General features: G+C 65.0%; 21 protein-coding genes. 12 read left to right on the forward strand and 9 right to left on the reverse strand.

Annotation, left to right across the window (positions count from 1 at the left end):
* Positions 1 to 42 precede the first annotated feature (42 nt).
* Positions 43 to 927 carry a LysR family transcriptional regulator gene (locus tag OHZ10_RS18740; protein ID WP_059238270.1) on the forward strand — a complete coding sequence of 295 codons (885 nt, stop codon included), beginning with the start codon at positions 43 to 45 and terminating at the stop codon, positions 925 to 927.
* A 39-nt stretch (positions 928 to 966) separates the two neighbouring features.
* On the opposite strand, the gene OHZ10_RS18745 is transcribed toward OHZ10_RS18740, so the two are convergent.
* The 5 genes from OHZ10_RS18745 to OHZ10_RS18765 all read right to left on the reverse strand — a co-directional run bounded on the left by OHZ10_RS18745 (position 967) and on the right by OHZ10_RS18765 (position 4470).
* Positions 967 to 1431, reverse strand: coding sequence for a hypothetical protein (locus OHZ10_RS18745; protein WP_059238268.1), 465 nt, complete (start codon positions 1429 to 1431; stop codon positions 967 to 969).
* 61 nt (positions 1432 to 1492) lie between these two features.
* Positions 1493 to 2710: a patatin-like phospholipase family protein gene (locus OHZ10_RS18750; protein ID WP_256087012.1), complete on the reverse strand. Its 1218-nt coding sequence runs from the start codon at positions 2708 to 2710 to the stop codon at positions 1493 to 1495.
* Positions 2707 to 3492, reverse strand: coding sequence for a 3-hydroxybutyrate dehydrogenase (locus OHZ10_RS18755; protein WP_105391308.1), 786 nt, complete (start codon positions 3490 to 3492; stop codon positions 2707 to 2709). The genes OHZ10_RS18750 and OHZ10_RS18755 overlap by 4 nt, the downstream gene beginning before the upstream one ends.
* 52 nt (positions 3493 to 3544) lie before the next feature.
* The gene (locus tag OHZ10_RS18760) at positions 3545 to 4285 is read right to left on the reverse strand and encodes an acetoacetate decarboxylase (RefSeq protein WP_059238261.1); all 741 of its coding nucleotides are present in this window, start codon (positions 4283 to 4285) and stop codon (positions 3545 to 3547) included.
* Positions 4282 to 4470, reverse strand: coding sequence for a hypothetical protein (locus tag OHZ10_RS18765; RefSeq protein WP_342705529.1), 189 nt, complete (start codon positions 4468 to 4470; stop codon positions 4282 to 4284). Before OHZ10_RS18765 ends, OHZ10_RS18760 begins: the two co-directional genes overlap by 4 nt.
* 250 nt (positions 4471 to 4720) lie before the next feature.
* Here OHZ10_RS18765 and OHZ10_RS18770 point away from each other — a divergent pair, with 250 nt between their 5' ends.
* Positions 4721 to 5302, forward strand: a complete 582-nt coding sequence (locus OHZ10_RS18770; protein WP_059238259.1) for a phosphatase PAP2 family protein — start codon at positions 4721 to 4723, stop codon at positions 5300 to 5302.
* 29 nt (positions 5303 to 5331) lie between these two features.
* Here the strand turns inward: OHZ10_RS18770 and OHZ10_RS18775 are convergent, their stop codons facing one another.
* The 4 genes from OHZ10_RS18775 to OHZ10_RS18790 all read right to left on the reverse strand — a co-directional run bounded on the left by OHZ10_RS18775 (position 5332) and on the right by OHZ10_RS18790 (position 8781).
* Positions 5332 to 5559, reverse strand: coding sequence for a hypothetical protein (locus OHZ10_RS18775; RefSeq protein WP_174991730.1), 228 nt, complete (start codon positions 5557 to 5559; stop codon positions 5332 to 5334).
* A gap of 167 nt (positions 5560 to 5726) precedes the next feature.
* A complete protein-coding gene (locus OHZ10_RS18780; RefSeq protein ID WP_174991731.1) occupies positions 5727 to 6548 on the reverse strand; it encodes a siderophore-interacting protein in 822 nt (273 codons plus the stop codon).
* A gap of 38 nt (positions 6549 to 6586) precedes the next feature.
* Positions 6587 to 7297 (reverse strand): PadR family transcriptional regulator, encoded by a 711-nt coding sequence (locus tag OHZ10_RS18785; RefSeq protein ID WP_059238253.1) that lies wholly within the window; start codon positions 7295 to 7297, stop codon positions 6587 to 6589.
* 554 nt (positions 7298 to 7851) lie between these two features.
* The gene (locus tag OHZ10_RS18790; RefSeq protein WP_342705530.1) at positions 7852 to 8781 is read right to left on the reverse strand and encodes a LysR substrate-binding domain-containing protein; all 930 of its coding nucleotides are present in this window, start codon (positions 8779 to 8781) and stop codon (positions 7852 to 7854) included.
* A 173-nt stretch (positions 8782 to 8954) separates the two neighbouring features.
* Here OHZ10_RS18790 and OHZ10_RS18795 point away from each other — a divergent pair, with 173 nt between their 5' ends.
* From OHZ10_RS18795 to OHZ10_RS18840, 10 genes are all read left to right on the forward strand, one after another.
* Entirely contained in the window at positions 8955 to 9533 is a 579-nt protein-coding gene (locus tag OHZ10_RS18795; protein WP_342705531.1) for a nuclear transport factor 2 family protein, read from the forward strand.
* Between the two features lie 9 nt (positions 9534 to 9542).
* On the forward strand, positions 9543 to 10499 hold the full coding sequence (locus OHZ10_RS18800; RefSeq protein ID WP_342705532.1) for a catalase: 957 nt from the start codon (positions 9543 to 9545) through the stop codon (positions 10497 to 10499).
* A gap of 48 nt (positions 10500 to 10547) precedes the next feature.
* Positions 10548 to 11324, forward strand: a complete 777-nt coding sequence (locus tag OHZ10_RS18805) for an alpha/beta hydrolase (RefSeq protein WP_342706015.1) — start codon at positions 10548 to 10550, stop codon at positions 11322 to 11324.
* A gap of 232 nt (positions 11325 to 11556) precedes the next feature.
* Positions 11557 to 13128, forward strand: coding sequence for a GMC family oxidoreductase (locus OHZ10_RS18810; RefSeq protein WP_342705533.1), 1572 nt, complete (start codon positions 11557 to 11559; stop codon positions 13126 to 13128).
* Positions 13125 to 14585 carry an aldehyde dehydrogenase family protein gene (locus tag OHZ10_RS18815; protein ID WP_342705534.1) on the forward strand — a complete coding sequence of 487 codons (1461 nt, stop codon included), beginning with the start codon at positions 13125 to 13127 and terminating at the stop codon, positions 14583 to 14585. The genes OHZ10_RS18810 and OHZ10_RS18815 overlap by 4 nt, the downstream gene beginning before the upstream one ends.
* Positions 14582 to 15127: an antibiotic biosynthesis monooxygenase gene (locus OHZ10_RS18820; RefSeq protein WP_342705535.1), complete on the forward strand. Its 546-nt coding sequence runs from the start codon at positions 14582 to 14584 to the stop codon at positions 15125 to 15127. Before OHZ10_RS18815 ends, OHZ10_RS18820 begins: the two co-directional genes overlap by 4 nt.
* A gap of 61 nt (positions 15128 to 15188) precedes the next feature.
* On the forward strand, positions 15189 to 16742 hold the full coding sequence (locus OHZ10_RS18825) for a GMC family oxidoreductase (RefSeq protein WP_342705536.1): 1554 nt from the start codon (positions 15189 to 15191) through the stop codon (positions 16740 to 16742).
* A 697-nt stretch (positions 16743 to 17439) separates the two neighbouring features.
* The gene (locus OHZ10_RS18830) at positions 17440 to 18441 is read left to right on the forward strand and encodes an FHA domain-containing protein (RefSeq protein WP_174991734.1); all 1002 of its coding nucleotides are present in this window, start codon (positions 17440 to 17442) and stop codon (positions 18439 to 18441) included.
* Positions 18438 to 22484: a TOMM system kinase/cyclase fusion protein gene (locus OHZ10_RS18835; protein ID WP_342705537.1), complete on the forward strand. Its 4047-nt coding sequence runs from the start codon at positions 18438 to 18440 to the stop codon at positions 22482 to 22484. Before OHZ10_RS18830 ends, OHZ10_RS18835 begins: the two co-directional genes overlap by 4 nt.
* A gap of 33 nt (positions 22485 to 22517) precedes the next feature.
* Complete coding sequence (locus OHZ10_RS18840) at positions 22518 to 22862, forward strand: BMA_0021/BMA_0022 family TOMM bacteriocin (RefSeq protein WP_256087008.1); 345 nt, start codon at positions 22518 to 22520, stop codon at positions 22860 to 22862.
* Positions 22863 to 22868: the final 6 nt, after the last annotated feature.

Below are 22868 nucleotides of genomic sequence, written 5' to 3' on the forward strand. Positions count from 1 at the left end.
TGCTGACCATTTGATTCAGCTTTTCTGAACGAGAGGTGTTCGATGCGCGAGATCAGTCTGGACCGCCTGCGTACGCTGGTCGCGATCGCGGACCAGGGATCCTTTGTCGCGGCGGCGCAATGGCTTCATCTCGCACCGCCAACCGTCAGTCTTCACGTTGCCGAGCTGGAAAGCCGCGTCGGTGCGCCGCTGCTGACCCGCACGCGTGGCAACGTGCGGCCTTCGACGATCGGCGAAGTGCTGGTGGAGCGGGCGCGGCGTCTGCTGGCCGAGGTCGAATCGACGCTGGACGATGTGCAGCGACAGGTGCAGGGATTGACCGGACGGGTGCGCCTGGGCGCATCGACCGGGGCGATTGCGCACTTGTTGCCGCAGGCGGTGGCCGGGTTGCGTGCGCAGCATCCGGATATCGATGTGCAGATCGCGGTGCTCACGTCGCAGGATACGCTGGCGCGCATTGCGCAAGGCACACTCGATGTCGGGCTGGTTGCGCTGCCGCAGGCGCCGGTCGCGGGGTTATCGATCCGCCCGTGGCGGCGCGATCCGGTGATGGCTTTTCTGCCGGCGGACTGGCCGCTTCCGGCCCGGGTGACGCCGGCGTATCTGGCCGCGCGCCCATTGATTCTCAACGATGCGACGACGCGTCTGTCACGGCTCACGACGGAGTGGTTCGCGCTCGGCGGCCACCGGCCCGAGCCGCGGATCGAACTCAACTACAACGATGCGATCAAGAGCCTGGTCGCCGCCGGGTACGGCGCGACGCTTTTGCCGCACGAGGCCGGCGCGCCGCTGCCGGATGCGCGGATCGTCATGCGGCCGCTACGCCCGGCGTTGTGGCGCGAGCTGGGGATTGCGCATCGGGCCGGTCCCGTCGAGCGGGCGACGCAGCACGTGCTCGATGCGCTGTGGGCGCTCGGCGGGCGATAGCGGATCGTCGCGCGGTGGCACGAGCGGGCGAACGCGCGTTCAGAGCCGGTTGTCCTTCGCAAGCGTGAGCACGCGCGCCCAGCGCTGTGCGTCGCGCTTGTCCGTCATCGGCAGCTTCCATTCGCTGCGCGCGGCGTCGCGCACGCGCACGACGAGATGCCAGCGGCCGCCGATCGGCGCGGCCTGGCAGCCGTCGAGCTGCGACAGCGTATAGCGGCCGTCCGCGCCGTCATGCGACAGCCACAGCAGCCCTTGCGTCGCGGACACGCGCAACTCGCCCCACGCGCGATGCACGATGTGCGTCCAGCCTTCTTCCTTCGTATTCGGTGCGATGTCGCGGCGGCGTTTGATCCACCCCGCGATCAGCGCGATCAGGATCGCGGCGGCGAGCACGGCGGCCGCGATCGCGACCGGTTGGCCGAACTGCGCGGCGATGACGTGAAACAGGTGAACCGCGCCCCATCCGGCGGCGATGAGCGCGAACAGCGCAATGAAAATCGGCATTGTCGAATCTGAAATGAGGACGGGCCGGCGCACGACGCGCGCCGGCCCGTTGCACACGGCATTACCGGCGGCGGTGAATGTCGTGCGTGACGAAGCCCGCGTCGTTGTTGGGCAGCGCGAGGCCGTCCTTCACTGCGAGCGTCTTGCGGATGTCGTCGAGACCCGCGGACCAGTGGTCACGCATCGTCGACAGACCGAACTGATAGTCCTTGTAGTGATGCTCGTACGCCTTCTGCTGGTAGATCAGGTGCTGGATGTTGTACTTCTTCCCGCTCGACATCGCGTCGGCTTCGACGCACCACGGGTCGCTCTTGCGTTGCGCTTCCGGCACCTGTTCGAGCACGTGGCGCAGCACGTTGCGGTAGCGCTGTTCGCGCTGCAGCGTGTCGGTGACGAAACGCGTGCGGCTCGAATACTGCACGTCCTTCGTGCGTTCGGCGACGTCGGCCATCGTGCGCGGCAGCGGCCCGCGTGCGCTCCACAGATCGACCTGGAACGCGAGCGTGTCGCGGCGCGGCCGGGCGCGGAGCACTTCCATCAGCGGCGTGTTCGACACGACGCCGCCGTCCCAGTAATACTCGCCGTCGATCTCGACGGGCGGGAACGCGGGCGGCAGCGCACCGGACGCCATGAAATGCTCGGGCGCGAGACGGATGCGCGAGTTGTCGAAGTACACGAAGTTGCCGGTGCCGACGTTGACCGCGCCGACCGACACGCGCGTCTCGCCCGAATTGATCCGGTCGAAATCGCACAGCTTCAGCAGCGTCGTGCGCAGCGCCGACGTGTCGTACCAGCTGATTTTCTCGGGATGGTCGGACACGCCCGGCAGCGGCGGCGGGAAGCGCGGCACGAAGAAGCCTTGCTGGCCCTGCATCATTGCGCTGGCCGCCTGCGACGCGGTGAAGAACGTGCGGATCTGGTCGATGCTGTTGAACAGCGCGAATTCGAACGCGGCCGGAATCGTCGGAAAGAACGCCGGCTGGCAGATCGTTTCCCAGAATTCGCGCAGGCGCTCGACGCGATGCTCGGGCGCGTTGCCCGCGATCAGCGCGGTGTTGAGCGCGCCGATCGAGATGCCCGCGATCCAGTCGAGCGGAATGCCCGCCTCGTGCAGGCCTTCGAACACGCCGGCCTGATAGGCGCCGAGCGCGCCGCCGCCCTGCAGGACGAGCGCGATGGTTTCGTATGGCAGCGACCGCGCGGGGGCCGGTGCGCCGGCTTCGTGATGCAGGTCCGCCGCATCGACGGCCTGCTTTTCGGTGGGGGCGCGCGGCTTCACTGCATGAACCAGCCGTGGCTGACGATGAACGACTGCCCCGTGAGCGCGGCGCTCGGGAATGCCGACAGGAACAGCACCGTCTGCGCGACGTCCTGCACCGTCGTGAACACCCCGTCGACCGTGTTGCCGAGCATCACCTTCTTCACCACTTCCTCTTCGCTGATGCCGAGCTCCTTCGCCTGCTCCGGAATCTGCTTGTCGACCAGCGGCGTGCGCACGAAGCCCGGACACACGACGTGCGAGCGCACGTTGTGCTTCGCGCCTTCCTTCGCCAGCACCCGTGCCAGACCGAGCAGGCCGTGCTTGGCCGTCACGTATGCCGATTTCAGCGGCGACGCTTCGTGCGAGTGCACCGAACCCATGTAGATCACGACGCCGCCGCGATCGTCCTTGTACATGTGCTTGAGCGCGGCCTTCGTCGTCAGGAACGCGCCGTCGACGTGGATCGCCTGCATCTTCTTCCAGTCGGAGAACGCATAGTTCTCGATCGGGTTGACGATCTGGATGCCCGCGTTCGACACGAGGATGTCGACCGAGCCGAACGTTTCGGCAACCTTGTCGATGCCGCTGTTCACGGCTTCCTCGTTCGTCACGTCCATCGCGACGCCGATCGCCTTGCCGCCTGCCTTGTTGATCTCGTCGGCGACCGCGTTCGCGCCGTCCTGGTTCAGGTCGGCGATCGCGACGGCCGCGCCTGCCTTGGCGAGCTCGAGTGCGATTTCCTTGCCGATGCCGCTCGCGGCGCCCGTGACGACTGCGGTCTTGCCATTCAGGTTGCTCATGTTCGAATTCCCGTGGTGAAAGGATTGACAGGGAGAAAGGACTGCGGACGTGTTACTGAGCCAGGTAATCGTAGACGACTTCGCCGAGGCCCAGCGTCAAATCTGCGACCAGGTGCCGGGCTTCGACGATTTCGAGCACGGGCAGGTCGGCCACCGGTGCGAGCGCGTGCGGCGCCAGCTCGAGCGATGCGGGGCCCGTCCATGCACCCTTCATCTTGATGTCCTGCATGTAATAGCGCACCAGTTCGCAGACGCGCGCGGTGCCGTCGACGTGCGGGATGATCTTCAGCAGGAAATTGGGGCCGGCGAGCCGTTTCGTCTGCTCGTCGATGTCGAGTTCCTTGTGCTTGTAACCCATCGTGCCGGTGGCGACGCGCACCTTGCCGTAGTCGAGCGTGCCGAGGAGGTGATCGGTGTTCACGTGCAGCGTGGGCGACGCGAGCTTCTTCGGGAAGCCCCACAGCTCGCGGCCGCCGGCGATCGGCGGGTGATCGTCGAGATACATCGCGAGCGTATAGCCGCCCGGCTGGCCGTTGTACTCGACGGGGATCACCTGGCCGCTTTCGGTGTAGTCGCCGAAGCCGGTCGAATCGGCCATGCGAATGAATTCGTAATGCACGAGCGGCTCGGTGACCTGCAGCGGCTCGGGGACAATTTCACGGAGACGGTCCGGATCGGTGCGGTACGTGATGATCAGAAACTCACGATCGACGAAACGGTACGGGCCCATCGGGAAGGCAGGGCTGGTCAACGGCATCGCAAACGCTTTCGATCGGACATCGCTGGGTTTCATGCGGACTCCTTGTTGTTGATCGCTTCGTGGATGAGTGGTCGTAATCGTATGCCTGTGCGTTGCCGTTGTGCGATGCCGCATTTGGAATTAATTGTTGCCGATTTCGAATAATTTGCGGCGTAAATATTGAGATGAACGATGCAAACGGCCTGAATGGCGCCCGGCGGCTCGATGGTCGCATGCATCGATGACGCCATGATGTGAAAAAGGTGAGCCTTTACGGGAGGCGGGGTGAGCCTTTACAGGAGACGGTCGCGCGGGAATATGACAATTGTGTGAACTTGTGTTGCAGTGCAGGCTCTAAGTGCGTTCGCCGCGGCGGGCCTCGCCCCGTGCGGCCGCCCCATTAAGCATCGCTTAAGCGGGCACGCCCTAGCATCGTTCGTATCTGGCCGGGCAACCGGTCGACCTTTTACGCCCCACGCAACCGGATTCATGCAGAACCTCAATCTCACCCTCTTTTCCGCCATCAACGCCGGGGTTGCACCGCAGCCGGGCGTCGCCCGCCTTGCCATTTTTGCCGCCGACTGGCTCGTCTATGCGCTGCCGGCGATGTTGCTGCTGACTTGGATCTTCGGCGCGCGCCCGGCGCGGCGCCAGGCGATCGAAGCCGGCGTCGGCGTCTGCGTGGCACTCGCGCTCGCGCAGGTACTCGGACATTTCTGGTTTTCGCCGCGCCCGTTCATGGCCGGCGTCGGTACGCAGCTGATTCCGCATGCACCGGACAGCTCGTTTCCGAGCGATCACATGACGTTCGCGTGGAGCATGGCGGTCGGCCTGATGCTCGGTAGCACGACGCGTGTCACCGGGTTCGTGATGGCTGCGCTGGCCGTGGTCATCGCATGGGGGCGCGTCTACGCGGGTGTGCACTGGCCGTTCGACATGGCGGGCGGCGTGCTGGTCGGCACGGCCGGCGCGCTGGCCGCGCATCTGTACGGGCAACGCGTGAGCGCGCCGCTCGAACGGATCGGCGATTCGGTGCATGCCGTCGTGATGGGGCGCCGGCACGCGCCGTAAACAGCGGGAGGTCGTTGGGCAGGACGCCGTCAGCCGGGTGTCTTGGTCGACGCATCGGCCGATGCGGACGGGCCACCGCCCGCATCGTGCAGTTCGGGTGTATCGGCCGGGTGCTGAGCGGCATCGCGGTCGAGGGCGCTTTCCTTCAGGATCGCGCACATCGCGACAAACAGCGCGAGGACCACCGCGGCAAGGCCGCAATAACCGGCGATCTTCAGGTTGCGAAGGAAAGGCGAAGCGTGGCTTGCTTTTGTCATGACCGGGCGCTCCTGGGCGGGCTGCGGCGGCTGTCGCCTGACAGCGGCGTCGCAGACATAGATATATACCAGCCGCGATACCGGTGCCAAGCCCGCTGGTGCGCCGGCGCCACGATTGTTTCAGCGTGTGCGCATGCCGTCTGTTCGGCGCCAGCGACCCGTAGACGTCAGTCTTCCAGCGTTTCGTGCACGGCCGCCGCGCCGCGTTTCCAGTAGGCCGCCGCGCGGATGCGCGACTTGTCGATGCCGCGCTCGCCGGTCAGGTGCTGGCGTACCGCGCGCATCGACAGCGCTTCGCCGGCCGCCCACACGTAGCCGTCGCCGGACGGCGGCAGCGGCAGGTCGCGAACGGCATTCAGCAGCACGTCGCCATTCGCCGCGTCGGCTTCCGCGCGAAAGCGCCAGATTTCATGCACGTCGGCGCGCGTGTCGAATGCGATCTGCGCGGAGCGATCGGCGACTTCCAGCACGACGGCCGCTCGCGCACCTTCCGGCAATTCCTCGAGACGCCGCGCGACGGCCGGCAGCGCCGTATCGTCGCCGATCAGCAGATGCCAGTCGAAGCCGGTCGGGACAACGAACGAACCGCGCGGGCCGCCGATGCCGAGCCATTGGCCGACGCGGGCCTGCGTGGCCCACTGCGACGCCGGGCCCGGATGGTTCAGCACGAATTCCAGATCGAGTTCGCAGGCGGCGCGGTCGAAGCGGCGCGGCGTGAAGTCGCGCGCGACCGGCTTCGGTTCGCCTTCCGGAAACTCGGGGCCGTTCTCGCCGAGCGTCGGCAGTGCGGGCCGTTCGGCGCCGGGCGGCGGGAAAAATACCTTCACGTGATCGTCGAACGACGCGGATTCGAAATCCGCGAGATCGGGGCCGCCGAGCGTGACGCGCAGCAGATGCGGCGTCACGGCATGCACGCGCAGGACCTGCAACAGGCGGAACTTGAGGGTGTGGCGCACGCGGGTGACGGTGCGCTCGGATGTGTTCTGCATCAATCCGTTCTCCTTGGGTTTTGACGGGGCGGCGCGGATCACGCGCCGGAGCCGCCTTCGATTTCGGCCGTCGCGCGGCGCATGATGGCCGCGATGCGGCGCTGTTCGTCGGCATCGGCGGCGCTCTTGTGCAGCAGCGCCCGCTTGAGCGCGAGGCGCGCCTCGACGAACTCCGGCAGCCAGCCGGCCTGCGATTCGTCCTGCGCTTCGGTGCCCGCCGATTCCCCGGCGAACGCGCGGCGCATGAATTCCATCTTGCGGGCGAGGTGCGTGAGGCGCGCGAACAGCGTGTCGACGCGTTCGCGCTGTGCGTCGAGATGCGTGCGACCGGCGTCGGTCAGCGCATAGCGCTTGCGGTTGCCTTCCGCCTGCGACGCGACGAAGCCGACTTCTTCGAGATACGTGAGCGCCGGATACACCATGCCGGGGCTCGGGCTGTAGAAACCATTCGAGCGCGTGTCGAGCGCCTTGATCAGCTCGTAGCCGTGGCTCGGCTGCTCGGCGACCAGTGCGAGGAGCAGCAGCTGGAGATCGTCGGAGCTGAACTGGCGGCCGCGCGGCATGCCGTCGTCGCCGAAATCGCCAAAGCCGCCGCGCCCGCCACGGCCACCGAACGGGCCGCCACCGAATGGATCGTGGCCGCGGCGGTGGCGGCCGATCGCGTACCAGAGACCGGCGAACCAGTCAGGGCGGGCCTGCGCACCATGACCGTCGCATCGGGCATGGCCGCGGAAGTGGTTGTGTCGCATGATCCTGTCCTATGTGTCGTAAAACATATCTAAAGATATATTTCGAAAGATAGGGCGTCAAGGGGAATTATTGGGGTGGGATGATGGATGGCGCGGACTGCAGGTTTTGTAGGGTCTCAATGATTGTGAGCGTTTTCTCACATATTGAATGGAGGAGCCGACAGTCCTGCTCTATGGTGGTGGCCGTTTTTCCGGACCATAGGGCACGTTGACAGACGTTGTCGTGTTACTCGACGGCCTTCAAACGATGACATTCAAAGCGCTTCAGATCGGATCACGTGAACCTGCCCATCGTTATCCGTCGATGCGCTTCCTGGCGTCTTGTCTCGGTACGGTATTTTTGTTTTTGACCGGCTATACGATCAGACGATTTTTGGAGCAGCATGGTCTTGCGCCGATGTGATTGCGGGACGGGTTTCGTGGCCTCTCTGGCGACACCGGTGCCTTCGGCGTTTGTGGCATATACGACCTCGCTTAAGGATGCGGAAGCGATGTTTGGACGCTGCACCCTTCGACGTTCTTTCGCTGAAGGCGACCCGCACGCGAGCCTCGCTTCATGGGCTATGTCGCGGTCCACGAAACGGATCATCGAGAAGCCGGAAGCGCTCCGTGAAGAAATCGAGCAGCAGCCGGGTGGAAGGCAGCATGCCGCGCCGGGTCGGCAAGACGGCGTGAATCACCTCGGTCCTGGGTGCCCACTCCGGCAGGACTTCGACCAGGAGTCCGTCGGACAAGTCGTGAAAAACCTGCGCCGTCGGTAACTGAACGAGCGCAACGCTTCTCAACGCTGCCAGACGGAGCATTCGAAGATCATTGGTCACGACACGGGGCCGGTGGCGAATGACCTGACTGGTTCCGTCCTCGTGAAACAGCGCCCATTCGTAGTCCCGTTGCGGATTGCCGTGATAAGCCGTTGGAAAACGCGCCAGATCGACGAGCGATTTGGGCGCGCCATAACGATCCAGCAACAACGGACTGGCAACCAGGCGTTGTACGCGCTGAGACAACTCCCGCGTAATCAAGTCGGAGTTTTCGAACGGCCGCACTCGTACCCTGAGCGCAATATCGATGCCTTCGGCAACGACATCCACCCGCCGGTTGGTCGCTTCGAGTTGGACCTCTACGCGCGGATGTTCGGCCATGAACTGCGTCACCATGGAGCCGACGCACTCCTCCAGCAATGCGATCGGGCACGTCACCCGCAACAATCCGGTCGGCTCGTTACGTGTCATCGCTACGACGTCTTCCGCGGAATTGGCGGCAGCGAGCATCGCGCGGCAGTGCGTGTAATAACTTTGGCCGATCTCCGTCGGTTTGAAGTTGCGTGTATTACGCACGATCAGCCGCACGCCCAACCGCTTTTCCAACAGCGCGATGCGACGACAGAGGTTGGTTTTCGGGATGCCTAATGCGCGGGCAGTAGGCGCAAATCCTCCGTGATCGATTACCAAAACAAAGTAATGCAGATCGTTCAGATCAATCATAAAAAAGTATCGATTGGGTGCCTCGGCACAAACTGCCAGTGTATCGAGGCCACGTGAGCTTTCAGTGTGCCATCAGCGGCACGATGCAGTCCGCTGCGACAGGCTAGTTTGACGTTTCGGACAAACTTACACTTCACTTTCTTGAGCCGCGGACCGGCGTCGCGAGACCTGCCGTGTCGCGGGTTCGACGCGTCGCGCCCGTTCAGGCCGGAGTCGGCTATCCCGTAGTTCTGCCCAGAAAATTCCTCGACAACGAGATTCAAATGATTGATTCGCCCCCGCTTTCCAGCATCGACCGATTCGAAATTTTCGAGCAGCTGCATCGTCACCAACGCTATATCGACAACGACGCCAGCCGCGCATCGGCCGAGTTGTACGTGTCGCTTTACTGGCCGGAAGCCACTTTCACGGTCAACGACATTCGCGAGAATACCTTCACCGGTGCGGATGGCCTCAAGCTGCTCTACGACTATGCGCACAGTGTCTTTCCGATGGACCGCATGCGGCATTCGCTCGGCACTTTCGTGATCGAAGGCGACGGGCGTCATGCCCGCGTCGAGTGGAACTGGATCGTCACGTGGCGCGCCGGAGCCGAAGGGTTCCTGTCGACGGGCACGTATTTCGACAAGTTCGAGAAGCGCGACGGCATCTGGAAGTGCCTCGAGCGCATTTCTCACGTGGACGCCAACTGGCCCGCAGAGACGTTCCAGCCGTGGGTCGATCGTCAGGACCAGACGTTCAAGGCATCCTGAGGGCCGCAGATGACTTGCCCCTCCAACCGCGGTGCCGACGATAACGACACGCTGCCGGCCGATCTGCTGGCCGCCTTGCACTCAACCTTTGGCGAGCATGCCGGATGCCGCGCGACGCACGCAAAGGGATTGGTCGTGGCAGGCACCTTTACCGCGTCGTCCGGCGCGCGGAGGCTGTCCCGCGCAGCACACTTCCGTGGCTCGGCCATCCCCGTCACGATGCGATTCAGCACATTCAGCGGCGTACCCACCGTCACCGATGCGGAGGCAACCTCCACGCCGTTGGGGCTGGGAGTCCGGTTTCGTGCGGCACCCGACCAGACAACCGATCTCGTTGCGCATACGTTCGACGGATTTCCAGTCGGGGCGCCGCGCGACTTCCTGCGCTTTCTGGAGGCCGTCGCAGCTTCCGTGAACGAGAGTCGGCCGAATCCGGCGCCGCTGGAAGCTTTCCTCGAATCGAACGTGAGCGCACGCCGATACCTGGAAGCCGACAAGCCGTTGCCCAGAAGCTTCGGCTCGACGCGTTACTTCGGGGTCAATGCGTTCCGTCTTGTAGCCGCGGACGGTACTGTGACGACCGGACGCTATCGAATCGATTCACTTACGCCGCCGGACTACGTTTCCGACGCGGAACGCCCGCTGCTGCCTGCGGATTACCTGACGAACGAACTCACCGAACGACTTCGGCGTGCGCCGCTTTCCATGCAACTGGTTTTCCAGATCGCTCGTGCTGGCGACAACACGGCGGACGGGTCAATCGCCTGGCCTCACGCGGGCCCGGATGCACGGGAGGAAGTGGTGCTAGGGGAACTGCGCATCGAGCGCGTCGTTCATGAAGCCGCCGTTGCCGCCCGCGCACTCGATCTCGATCCCGGGCGGCTGATCGACGGGCTGATGTTGTCGGATGATCCCATGGTGCCAGTCCGCAGCAGGGTTTACCGCCTTGGCGCGAGCAGGCGCTAACGGTAACAGGAAAACGACAATTAACTAGGATGACTAAATATGACACCAATGAAGATGCTCGCCACGGCATTATTGACCCTGTGCTCGATTGCTCCGCTTGGCGCTCAAGCTGACGGTTCTGTCACGGCTTCGACGTCGGTGGTGCTCGTGCATGGTGCCTTCGTCGATGGCTCCGATTGGGCCCAGGTCATTCCGCTTCTGCAGGCGAGGGGGCTGCACGTACAGGCGGTTCAGAATGGATTGAACTCTCTGTCGGACGACGCAGCCGCAGTACGTCGCGCCATCGATGGTGCGCCTGGAAAAGTCGTGCTGGTCGGTCACTCGTGGGGCGGCAGCGTGATCACGGAAGCCGGTACGCATCGGAAAGTGAGCGCACTTGTCTATGTCGCAGCCTTCGCTCCCGCGGCAGGACAGAGCACGGCTGAACTCGGCAAGGACGATGCGCCGTCGCCAGGCCAACGTCAGTTCGTCGAAGGGGCGGACGGTTACCTGACGCTCACCCCCCAAGGTATCAGCCAGGACTTTGCACAGGATTTGCCTGCCTCGGTCACACGGGTGATGGCAGCCACCCAGGGACCGATTCAGGCCAGGGCTTTCAGCGAGCGCATCAGCGAAGCCGCGTGGGCGAGCAAGCCATCGTGGTATGTGGTCAGCGAAGAAGACCGGATGATTCCGCCGGCGCTCCAGCGTGCGCTCGCAGAGAGGATCCACGCCAAGGTGACCTCCCTGCCGTCCAGTCACGTACCGCATCGTTCGCACCCGACTGAAGTGGCTCAAGTCATTCTGGAGGCAGCCGGTATCGGAAAGCGCGAGGTCGTACGCTGATCCGGTGCGAATCGCCTTCGGAACGTCCGTACTGCGTGGCTTGCTGTGCCGAATGAGTGCGGATGTTGACGACATATCGCCAGCTTTCGCCGGACAAGCAAAGCTGATCGTACTGCGGCAATCACGCGAATTTCCCGCTGCCCGATCTCTCGGCTGACCGGTAGCAATCGACCGTGCAGTTAGCCGAAAAAGCTTTCATCCTGCATTCTGTAAACAATGGACTCCTGAATTTATGGACAATATCGACGGAAAAACCAATGCCGGATCGCCGCGTGGCCCGGCGCAGCATGCGCAAGCAGTCGACGTGCTGGTTGTGGGTGGCGGATCAGCCGGCGCGGTGCTGGCTGCCCGCCTGAGCGAGCGTCCGGATCGCAGCGTATTGCTGCTGGAAGCCGGCACAGCGCATGCGGCCTGGAACTATCCTGCGCACGTCAGCAGCAGCGATCGCCTCGGTGGAGACGAGACGCACGAGTGGGGCTACAAGGCCGAACCCGGTGTCATCGGTCACGCGGTCGGCGCATTGCGCGGCAAAGGACTCGGCGGCAGTTCGGCAATCAATGGTGCTGTTGCGATCCGCGCCCGTGAGAGCGACTTCGCAAACTGGGGCCTGCCCGGATGGTCCTATGCGGACCTGTTGCCGGCCTTCAAGCGACTTGAAGACAACGAGGCCGGCAAGACCGACCTGCATGGCGAGGGTGGCCCGCTGCCGGTGCGCCAACTCACGGCGGAAGACATCACGCCGATGCAGCGCGCATTCGTCGACGCCGCGCGGAAGCTCGGCTACGCGGCCGTGCACGACTTCGACGGCCCTGATCCTCATGGTGTCGGTCCGTATCGCATGAACGTCGTGAACGGCGTGCGGGTCAATACCGGCATGGCCTATCTGGGGCACCGCGTGCGGGCTCGCGCCAATCTGCGCGTCCAGGGGCAGTCGCTGGTCGATCATGTGCTGTTTTCGGCGGGCAAGGCCGTCGGTGTGCGGCTCGCCGATGGCCAAACGGTCCACGCCAACGAGGTGATCCTGTGTGCCGGCACTTATGGCAGTGCCGCCATCCTGTTGCGCTCGGGGGTCGGGCCGCGTCGCGACCTCGACGCACTGGAGATCCCGGTGCTGGCGGATCTGCCGGTGGGGGTGCGGCTGAAAGACCACCCGTTCTATTACAACGCCTATGCAGCCAATCCGGAGGCGATCGGTGCGCAATCGCCGGTTATCGGCGCAAAGCTCTGGACGCGCAGCAGCATGGCCGGAGCAGACGAGCTGGATCTTCACATCACGGCGACGCATCTGTTCCCGCATGAGCTCAGCCCGACGAAGGTCGGCTTCGTGCTGGCCGTTGCCCTCACGCTACCCCGCTCCACCGGCAAGCTGAGCTTGACGTCGCGTGACCCAGCGTCGGCACCACGCATCGACCTGAACTTCCTGGCCGACGCAGGCGATCGTGCCCGGTTGATGGAGGGCGTGAAGCTCGCGCGCAAGCTGGGGCAAACCACCCCTCTCGATGCCCTGGTGCATGCCGAGCTGGCCCCCGGCCCGGCGGCCCGGGACGACCACGCAATCGAGCGTTCGATGCTCGAATCGCTCGATACCTATCATCATCCGACCTCGACTGTCCCGATGGGCGGCGACGACGACCCGTACGCCGTGCTCGACCTCCAATGTCGCGTACGCGGCCTGAAAGGCCTGCGCGTGGTCGATGCATCGATTTTTCCCGACACGGTGTCGGTCGCAACCAACGTCACCACGATTGCCGTGGCAGAGCATGTCGCCGATCGCTTCTACTCAACCGGAAACAACATCAAATGAGCCATCCCATCAGCAACGCCAACGTTGCCCAACACTGGATCAACGGCGAATGGTTGACGTCGGACGACTGTCGCGATTCGATCGACCCGGCCACCGGCAACGTGATTGGCCGTTATGCAAACGGGGGCGCCCGTGAGGCCGCGCTGGCCATCGCGGCGGCCAAGCATGCATTCGAGCACGGCGAGTGGGCGGAGAATGCGATACTCCGCGCCCGTGTGCTGGAGGAACTGGCCACGTCCTTCGAGCGTCATCGCACCGACCTGATCGATCTGCTGGCGCTGGAAAACGGCAAGATCAAGCAAGAGGCCGCATTCGAAGTGGATATGGTGCCGTCCAAGCTGCGATTTGCGGCAGCCATGGCGCGAACGGAAATGGGGCGCAGCGGTACGCCACGCCCGAACGCGGTATCGCTTCTCCTGCGCGAGCCGGTCGGGGTGGCCGGCATCATTGCCCCCTGGAACTCTCCCGTCATCCTGATGATTCGCTCGTTGGCGCCGGCGCTTGCTGCAGGCACCACGACCGTCATCAAGATGCCAGGCCAGACCGCTCAAATCAACGAACACGTGGCACGTGTGATGTCGGAAGCCCCATCCTTGCCTCGCGGGGTGATCAATCTCTTCACCGAGTGGGGAGCCGACGGGGCCAAGTCGATGGTTGCGTCGCCCGACGTCCCGGTGATCAGCTTCACCGGTTCGACTCGTACGGGCCAGGCGATCTCTGCCGTGGGCGCGGAGAATCTGAAACGCTTCGGCCTGGAGCTCGGGGGAAAGACGCCACATCTGGTGTTCGATGACGCCGACCTGGATACGGCACTCCCTGTCATCGAAAAATCCCTGACCGTGTTTGCAGGTCAATTCTGTATGACCGGCTCGCGCTTGCTGGTCCATCGAGACATCGCCGGGCAGGTCCGTGAGCGTCTGGCCGCCAGGTTGGCGGCCGTACGCGTGGGTCCGGCCGCCGACGCCGGCAGCGACATGGGGCCGTTGATCGACAAGGCGAATGTGGCACGTGTGGATGCGCTCGTGAAGCAGGCCATTGCGTCCGGCGCCAAGGTCCTGGTTCGCGGCGGTCCGATCTGCGATGGCCCGCTTGCCTCAGGCGCTTTCTATCGTCCGACGCTGCTGGAAGTCAGCGACCCGTTATTGCCGATCGTACGGAATGAGACTTTTGGCCCGGTGATGACGCTGCAGACCTTCGACAGCGAAGCCCAAGCCATTTCGCTGGCCAACGACAGCGAATTTGGTCTGGCGGCAGCCATCTGGACCCGCGATACGAAACGCGCGCTGCGCGCGGCCAGAAAAATCAAGGCCGGCACGGTATGGATCAACGACTGGGCGCAGATCTTCGATGCGTTCGAAGAGGGCGGATTCAAACAGTCTGGTCAGGGACGCTTGAACGGACTGTCGTCGATCGATGACTTTCTGGAGTTCAAGCACGTCACCTTCACCGATCTGTGAGCGGCGCTGCATCGGACAACGCGGCGTTGCTGGTGCGGCACGAGATTGCTCCGGAAGCACGAGAGCGTTACGAGGCATGGCTTGCGGAGGTCACGCAAGCATGCCGGCAATTCCCCGGCTTTCAGGGCGCGGCGGTCATTCGTCCCGAAAAGGGTGAGGATACCTACACGGTGATGGTGAATTTCGCGACGCATGCGCAGTTGATGGAATGGGTCGGGTCGGCACAGAGGCTTCGTCTGGTGGAGGCGCTGCATCCACTGCTGCGGCATGCCGAGCGTATCCGGGCAGGGATGGGACTGTGGTGCGCGCCGGCTCTGACGGGCGCACCGCAGGCGAAGCCCTACAAGCAATTCCTTTTGACGTACTCGGCAATCTATCCGCTCAGTCAGGTGGTACCTGCCGCGCTCGGAAGCGTAACCACGAGCCTGGCGTTGCCCGATTTCCTGGCTCATCTGATCACGACCGGCGTCATGGTTTGGCTGATGGTCTATTGGATCATGCCGCGCTACGTCCGTGCCGTGGCAGGCTGGTTGTTTCATTAGTTTAGCAATGCAATTCGAATCACCGCGATATCGAATCTTCCATGTGAGAACACGCAAGACCATGAACATCGAGCAAGACAACTACGACTACGTGATCGTGGGAGGCGGCTCCGCCGGCTGTGTGCTGGCGGCCCGCCTGAGCGAGGATGCCGACATCCGCGTCCTGCTGATCGAGGCCGGCCATGCCTTCGATCCGCATGCCAATCCGGAACTGGTCTACAGCAGCAACATCGTGGCCGCCAACGGCGATGCGCGCTACGAATGGGGCTATGCGGCCGAACCGGTCAAGCAGGCCGATCCCGTGTATGCGCCCCGCGGCAAAGTGCTGGGGGGCGGCTCGGCGATCAACGCCGCGGTAGCCGTGCGCGCGTTACCGGTCGACTTCGATCGCTGGCGCGCAAAGGGCGTGCCGGGCTGGTCCTGGAACGAGGTGCTGCCCTACTACAAGAAGATGGAGAGCGCTCCGCACGGCGACGACGCTCTGCATGGGCGCGACGGGCCGCTGCCTATCCATCAGATGTCGATGGACTACATCACCGATGTGCAACGTGCGATGGTCGAGGCCTGCTGGGCGCTGGGCTATGACAAGGTCGACGATTTCAACGATCCGTGCGCCAACAACGGCGCAGGCCCGAATCCGATGAACATCGTCAACGGTACGCGCGTCAACACCGGCATGGCTTACTTGCCGCATGCGGTACGCCGACGGCCGAACCTCCGCATCCTTGACGACGTCGTGGTGGACAAGCTGTTGTTCGACGGGCTGCGCGCGCGGGCGGTCAAGCTGGCCGACGGCCGGGAGCTCGCTGGTGCCGAGATCGTCCTGAGTGCCGGTGCCTTCGGTTCGGCGAACATCCTGCAACGCTCTGGCATCGGACCGAAGAGCGATCTCGAGGCTCTGGGGATCCCGGTGCTGAAAGACGCGCCCGTAGGCACCGCCTTGCTCGACCATGTTTTTTTCTGGATCAACTACGCGGGCAAGCCCGAGCTGAAGGGACGGCAGCACCCCGTCGTGGCGGCCCAACTGTGGACCCGCTCCGCGCATGCCGAGCGGCCCGAGGACCTGGACATCGGTATCTCGCCCTCGCATCTGCTTGACGCCGGCAGCAGCCCCACGGGGGTGATTTTCTCGTTGGGCCTGGAGCTGATGTTTGCGCGCTCCACCGGCTTCGTGAAACTGCGCAGCACGGACCCGACAGCGAAGCCGCATATCCGCTTCAACCACCTGACCAATGACGGCGATATGCAGCGCATGGTGGCGGCCTTCCGGCTCGCTCGCCAGTTGGCCCAGACGGAGCCGCTCAAGAGTCTGATCGTCGAGGAACTCTATCCGGGGCCGCTGGTTGGCGACAGCGAGGTTGACATTGTCGAGGCACTCGAGAGTGGCGCGATGACCTTGCAGCACCCGTGCTGCACCTGTCGCATGGGTCAACCCGAGGATCCGCTCGCGGTGGTCGACGCGAGCGGCCGCGTGCATGGCATCGCGGCGCTGCGTGTTGTCGACGCGTCGATCATGCCCGATATTCCGCAGATCAACCTGAATCCGACCGTCATCATGATGGCCGAAAAGCTGGCCGACGAGATGCGCGTGTCCCGTATGAAGCCCCTCCACTGAGCGGCATCCGCTGGAGAAAAAGTACCGCGTTGCGCGAATAGCTTGTCACCGCCGTGGGCTCACAAGCCCACGGCAGCACGCCACCGACTTCGGTGGGACGGGTGCCCAGGCCCGTTTACCGACGACTACCGGTCATTCCACGAAACATTCGCCGTGGTGCAGCACGATTTATCGAATAAGTTAAGCAATGGCGATTATAAAAACATCAATTAACATTGTTTAATTTATTGAAACTGTCAGATTTTATTTTCGGCCGATCAAACAAAATTTCCGCGGTGGCAAAGGTCATTAAATTTGCACCGTCATTCAATATCGTCTTGTTGGTTTGGCGTATGTCTGGCGGAGGTTTGCGCGGATATTAAGAATTTCGACCCTTTTATTTTCGAGCTGGAATTTCTTCGAAAATGTAAAGCATTGCAATATAAGATCGCCGGCTGGGTATTCCGGTTGCGGTGCGTGATTTTATTTGGCAGGATTTTCATCGGGCTGGATGGTTTTACAACAACAACGCGCTCGACAATTTAATTTGATGAAAATAACGCGCGGCGCCTGGACAACGATTTGAAAGGAAGCTGACCAGAAAACAGGTAACGAGGCGCGGACATTCGGCACGGTTCGCGATCATTGAATCAATCGCTTGCCCGGCAGCGTCGATGCGTCACTCGAGCGAACCGGGCGAATCCGACACGGGGCGGCCATGGCGATACTCAAGAACGATTCATCCGGGGAAGCATGCCTGCTCCGCGCGTATCACGTATTCGGCCGCGACGATGCACGCTGCGACACGGTCATCCGGGACGGGTCGGTGTCCCGTGTGCATGCCCATATCCGCTGGGTCGGCGGGCTGTGGGAACTGCACGATCACAGCAGCAACGGCACGTCGGTATCGGGCGTGTCGTTGCGCGACGGCGAGCACGCGGTGCTGCGGCAAGGCGACGTGATCCGCTTCGGCAGGGCCGGTGTGGCGCCCTGGCGCGTGGAGACGCTCGACGATCCGGCCGATACGCTGTGGCCGATCCGCGGCGCCGCGGCCCCGATCGTGCTCGCGCCGCGCCAGAGTCTGCCTGCTCCTGCCGCGCAACCGGTCACGATCGTCCGTTCGCCGGCCGGCGAATGGCTGTGCGACGACACGTTGCCGCCGCGCGCGCTCCATGACGGCGACGAAGTGTCGACCGGCGACCTCGCGTGGCGCCTCGACCTCGTGCGCAACGCCTCGACGGTGATGCTCGCCGCCTCCACCGTTCCGGCCGCGCCCGCGCAGTTGCTCGAATTCTTCGTCAGCCGGAACGAGGAGCACGTGCGCATGCTGCTGCATGTCCGCGGCGGCGTGGTCGACCTCGGCGAGCGCGCCCATCACTACAGCCTCGTCACGCTCGCTCGCGCACGTTCGGCCGACATGCAGGCCGGCTACGACGCCGCCACGCAAGGATGGATCGAACTCGATCGCCTCGCGCGCATGCTCGGCATCGACACGTCCCATGTCAACGTGCAGATTCATCGTGCGCGAAGCCAGTTCGCGGCCCTGCCGGGGCTGGGCGCGAGCCAGCTCGTCGAGCGCCGGCGCGGCAGCGTCCGCTTCGGCGATTTTCCGTTCCGGATCATGCGCGGCGAGCACCTCGAATGCCAGTCGGTGCCGGTCGCCGGGCCGCGTATCGGCGTGCCGCGTGCGGCGCCGGGCCCGGTTGTCCATTGCTCGTGAACGCGGGGGAGCCGGCCGTGTCGACGACCCTATCCCGCCCGCCCGCCGGGCCGGACGCCCCTGAACCGGGTCAGCATGCCGTGCCGCTCGCGGCGCTTGCCGGCAAGCGGCATTACCGGCTCGGCCCGCTGCTCGGCGAAGGCGGCAACGGCGTGGTGTTTCGTGCGACCTGCGACGAGACCGGGCAAGACGTCGCGATCAAGCTGATGCGAGACGATGCCGCGCTGACCGCAGCGGAGCGCGCGCGCCGGCGTGCGCGCTTCCGGCGCGAAACGAGCCTGTGCGAGGCGCTGCGGCATCCGAACATCGTTGCGCTGCTGGATCAGGGGGAGGCGCTCGACGGGCGGCTGTTCGCCGTATTTGAACTGGTGGAGGGCCGGACCGTGCGCGACCGGCTCGCCACGGAGGGGCCGCTGTCGGCCGTCGACACCGGGCGGCTGATGACGGAGGTGCTCGACGCGCTCGCGGCCGCGCATCGGCGCGGCATCGTGCATCGGGATCTGACACCGCAGAACATCGTGATCGCGATGGCCGATGACGGGCCGCACGCGAAGCTCCTCGATTTCGGCATCGGTGCGTTGCTGCCCGGTACCGACGACATCGCGCGCCAGACCGCCACGCTCGCGACCGAGGTGCTCGGCTCGCCGCCTTATTGCGCACCGGAGCAGTTGCGCAACGAGCCGCCGACGCCGGCGAGCGACCTGTATGCGTGGGGCCTGATCGTGATCGAATGCCTGACGGGCGATGTCGTCATGCAGGGCGCAAGCGTGGCCGACATCCTCTATCAGCAGCTGAGCCCGGTGGATGTCGCGCTCCCGCCGTCGATCGCATCGCATCCGCTCGGCGCGGTGCTGCGGCGCGCCCTGAACAAGAATCCGCAGCAGCGCGCGGCGTCGGCCGACGCGCTCGCGGCGCAGTTTCGTGCGCTCAACTTCGCGGCGCTCGTCGGCCAGTTCGACGCCGGTCGTGCCGGCCGGCAGACGCGTTCGCGCCCGCCTGCGCCCCACGGCGAGACGATCGCCGCGGTCGGCGAATATCGCCAGATCACCACGCTGTGCTGTTGCGTGACGATTGCCGGAGAGGGCCCGCAACGCCATGCCGGCACCGAGCACGGCAATGCGCTCGACGGCTACGAGGCGCAGTGGCTGACGAAGTGCGCCGATATCGCGGTCGGCTACGGCGCGCACGCGGGCGGACGGCTCGGCGACACGCTGCTGTTCCATTTCGGTCTGCAGGGCGACATCGACCGGCCCGCACGCCGCGCGGCGCGGGCGGCGCTCGACATGGTGCGGGTCGCCGAGCGTGCCCTGCTGCCGGTGCCGTCGGCCGCCGTCGGCGTGGCCGGCGCAGGAGAAAGCTGGCGGGTCGAAGTGGCCGCCGCGATTCATGTCGGGCAGGTGCTCGCGCACGCATCGCACATGTCGGGCGCATCGACGTCGGCCGCGGTGTCGCGGCTGTTGCGGCTGGCCGGGCCCGGACAGGTTCTGATCAGCGACGACGCGCGGCTCGTGCTCGAACGGCATGCCGATTCCCGGCCGACCGCATTGCGGCTCGCGCGGGCGGGCCTCGTATCGCAGCCGGTTCATGAACTGCTCGGCGAGCGGCAGGCCGATACGCCGTTCGATTCGCTCGACGCCGGCATGCGGACACCGATGGTCGGCCGCGCGCGCGAGCTCGACGCGCTGCTGCGCGCATGGCAGGAGACGCAAGGGCGCCATCGTCGTGCGATGCGCGGCGAGCCTGCGCCGCTCGGCGTGCCGCGGCTCATTGTCGGCGATGCGGGCTTCGGCAAGTCGCGGCTCGCGCACGAGCTGTGCGAGGCCGTCCGGACCCGCGGCCACGCGTTCGCGCATTGCGGGTGCCTGCCCGAGCGGGAAAACCATGCGCTGTTCCCGGTCCTGCGGTTCATCGGCGCGCATTGGCATATCGAAGCCGATCGCGAGCCTGGGGCGGCGCTCGCGGCGATCGACGCGATGATCGCGCCACTCGATTGCGATCATGCGGCAGCCCGGGTCGCGCTCGCGACCTGGCTCGGGCTGCCTTGCGATGCGAACGGGTTCCTGTGGTCGAGCGTACGCGAGCAACATGCGCTGTTCGACGTCCTGGAACAACTGATCATGTCGCTCGGCAACGGCGCACCGGTTCTGCTCGTGGTCGAGGACGTTCAATGGATCGATCGCTCGACCGAGGCGTTTCTCGCGTATCTGCAGCGCTCGCCGCGCGCGGCGGCACTTTGCATCGTGCTCACGTCACGCCCCGACAAGCTCGCCCGCTGGCGCGGCGCGACCGACCGCCTGGTGCTGCGCCGCCTGCCGCGCGACGATGCGCAGCGCCTGATGTCGGCGCATCTGGGCACGGGCGCATTCGATCCGGCGTGGCTCGACCGTCTCGCCGATCGCACGGCGGGCATTCCGCTGTTCATCGAGGCCGTCGCGCGCGAGTTGGCGATGAGCGGCGCGGACGGCTCGCTCGCCGGACCGTGGGCAACGGATCCCGATCCGCTTCCGCTCAGTCTCGGCGGCATGCTCGGCCTTGCATTCGACCGGATCGACGACGCGCGCGACACCGTGCAGCTCGCCGCGACCATCGGGCTCGAGGTGGAGGCGCAACTGCTCGCCGAGGCATCGCCGCACGATCGGGCCACGCTGGACGCGCATCTGCGGCTGCTGCTCGAAGAGCGGATCGTGTATGCGCAACATCGACGCGATCGCGTGTTCTATTCGTTCCGCCATGCGCTGATTCGCGATGCGGCGTACGAATCGATGCCGCCTGCCGTGCGGCGCGGCAACCATGCGCGCGTCGGCCGTGCGCTGGTCGAGCAAGCCGATCGCGGCGCCGGTGCGCATGCGTTCGGCGTCGCCGGGCACTTCGCGCGTGCAGGCGCCTGGGCGGATGCGATCGCTCACGGCATCGACGCCGCGCGCCGCGCACTCGAGCGTTCCCGGTACGACGATGCGATCCGCTATGGACAGGCCGTGTTCGACTGGCTCGGCAATGCCGACTACGCGCAGCGCGAGCACGACAGCGCGCGCGTCCGCGCCACGCTGACGCACGCGACGATGGCGCGCTTCGGCTGGGCCGATCCGCAGGTGCGCGAGCACGCGGAGCTGCTGCTGCGGCACGTGCAGACGCTCGATGATCCGGAACTCGAGATCAGCGCGTTGTGGACGCTGTCGACCTATTACCACGTCGCAGGCGATCGTCCCACTGTGCGCGCGATCGGCCTGCGGCTCGATGCACTCGCGACCGAGCGCGGCGATGCCGGCGTCCAGGTCGCGGCGGATGCGATGCGCGGCATGAGCCTGTGGGTCGACGGCCACTTCGCGCGCGCCCGTACCGCGTTCGATGCGGCGCTGGCCGGCTACGACGTACGGCGCGATGCGGGCCACCGGCGCATCCTCGGGCTCGATACGCGCGCGTGGACGATGGCATCGCTCGCGAGCGTGCGCTGGTGCATGGACGACGACCCGCAGCCGGCGCTCGCGATGGCGCGCGACGCCGTGTATTGCGCGACGTGCCTCGACCATCTGCCGACGCTCGGCGTCACGATGATGTACCTCGCGCGCACATACCAGCTCGCAGGCGATCGCGACGCGGCGCGCTCGCTGTCGGAAGCGATTCTCCGCCTGTCGGATGCGCACCGGCTGCGTGCGGTCGGGCACTACGCGGCGATCATTCATGCGTGGGCGCAGGGGGATCGCGCGGGCGTCGTCGCGCATCTCGACGCGCAGCGGCAATCGGGCGGCCTGCTGGGGCTGACCTACTACGCGTCGCTGCTCGCCGAGCTGGATGCCGGACGCGGCGACTACGGTGCCGCGCTCGCGCAGGTCGGGCAGTGTCTCGCATGGTGCGAGTCGACCGGGGAACGGTATTACGAAGCCCAGCTGTTGCTGAAGCAGTGCGAGTACTTGCGCCAGGCCGATCCGCGTTGCGGCGGCGTGGCCGCGCTGGACGCGTGCCGGCGCGCAGTCGAAATTGCAACGGCGGCGGGCATGGGCCGGATCGCCAGGCTCGCCGAAGCGACGTTGCAGTCGTTGCCGTAAGCAGTTCCATTCGTCATTCAGGAGAACAGACCGATGAGCAAGGATCTTCGATTACCGACGTACGAACAGTTTCTCGAATACCGCGCGACCGTCATCCGGGCGATCGCCCTCGCATGGCATTCCCCGGCGTTTCTGCACGAGCTCGAGACCGATCCGGTCCACGCGTTGCGCGAGCATTTCGACTATCACTTTCCGTTCAAGCTCGACCTGAAGGTGCAGATCAAGTCGTCGGCGTGGACGCCGACCGTCAATGGTGACTGGACGGCCGGCCAGAAAAACAGGCTCACGCTGTATTTGCCGCCCGCGCCGGCCGACGAGGCCCAGTTCGCGCAAGCCCTGGCCGCGTACAACGCGAGCCACATCACCATCATGGAATGACTCCGG

This window comes from Burkholderia arboris (genome assembly GCF_038723655.1).
GTDB lineage: Bacteria > Pseudomonadota > Gammaproteobacteria > Burkholderiales > Burkholderiaceae > Burkholderia > Burkholderia arboris.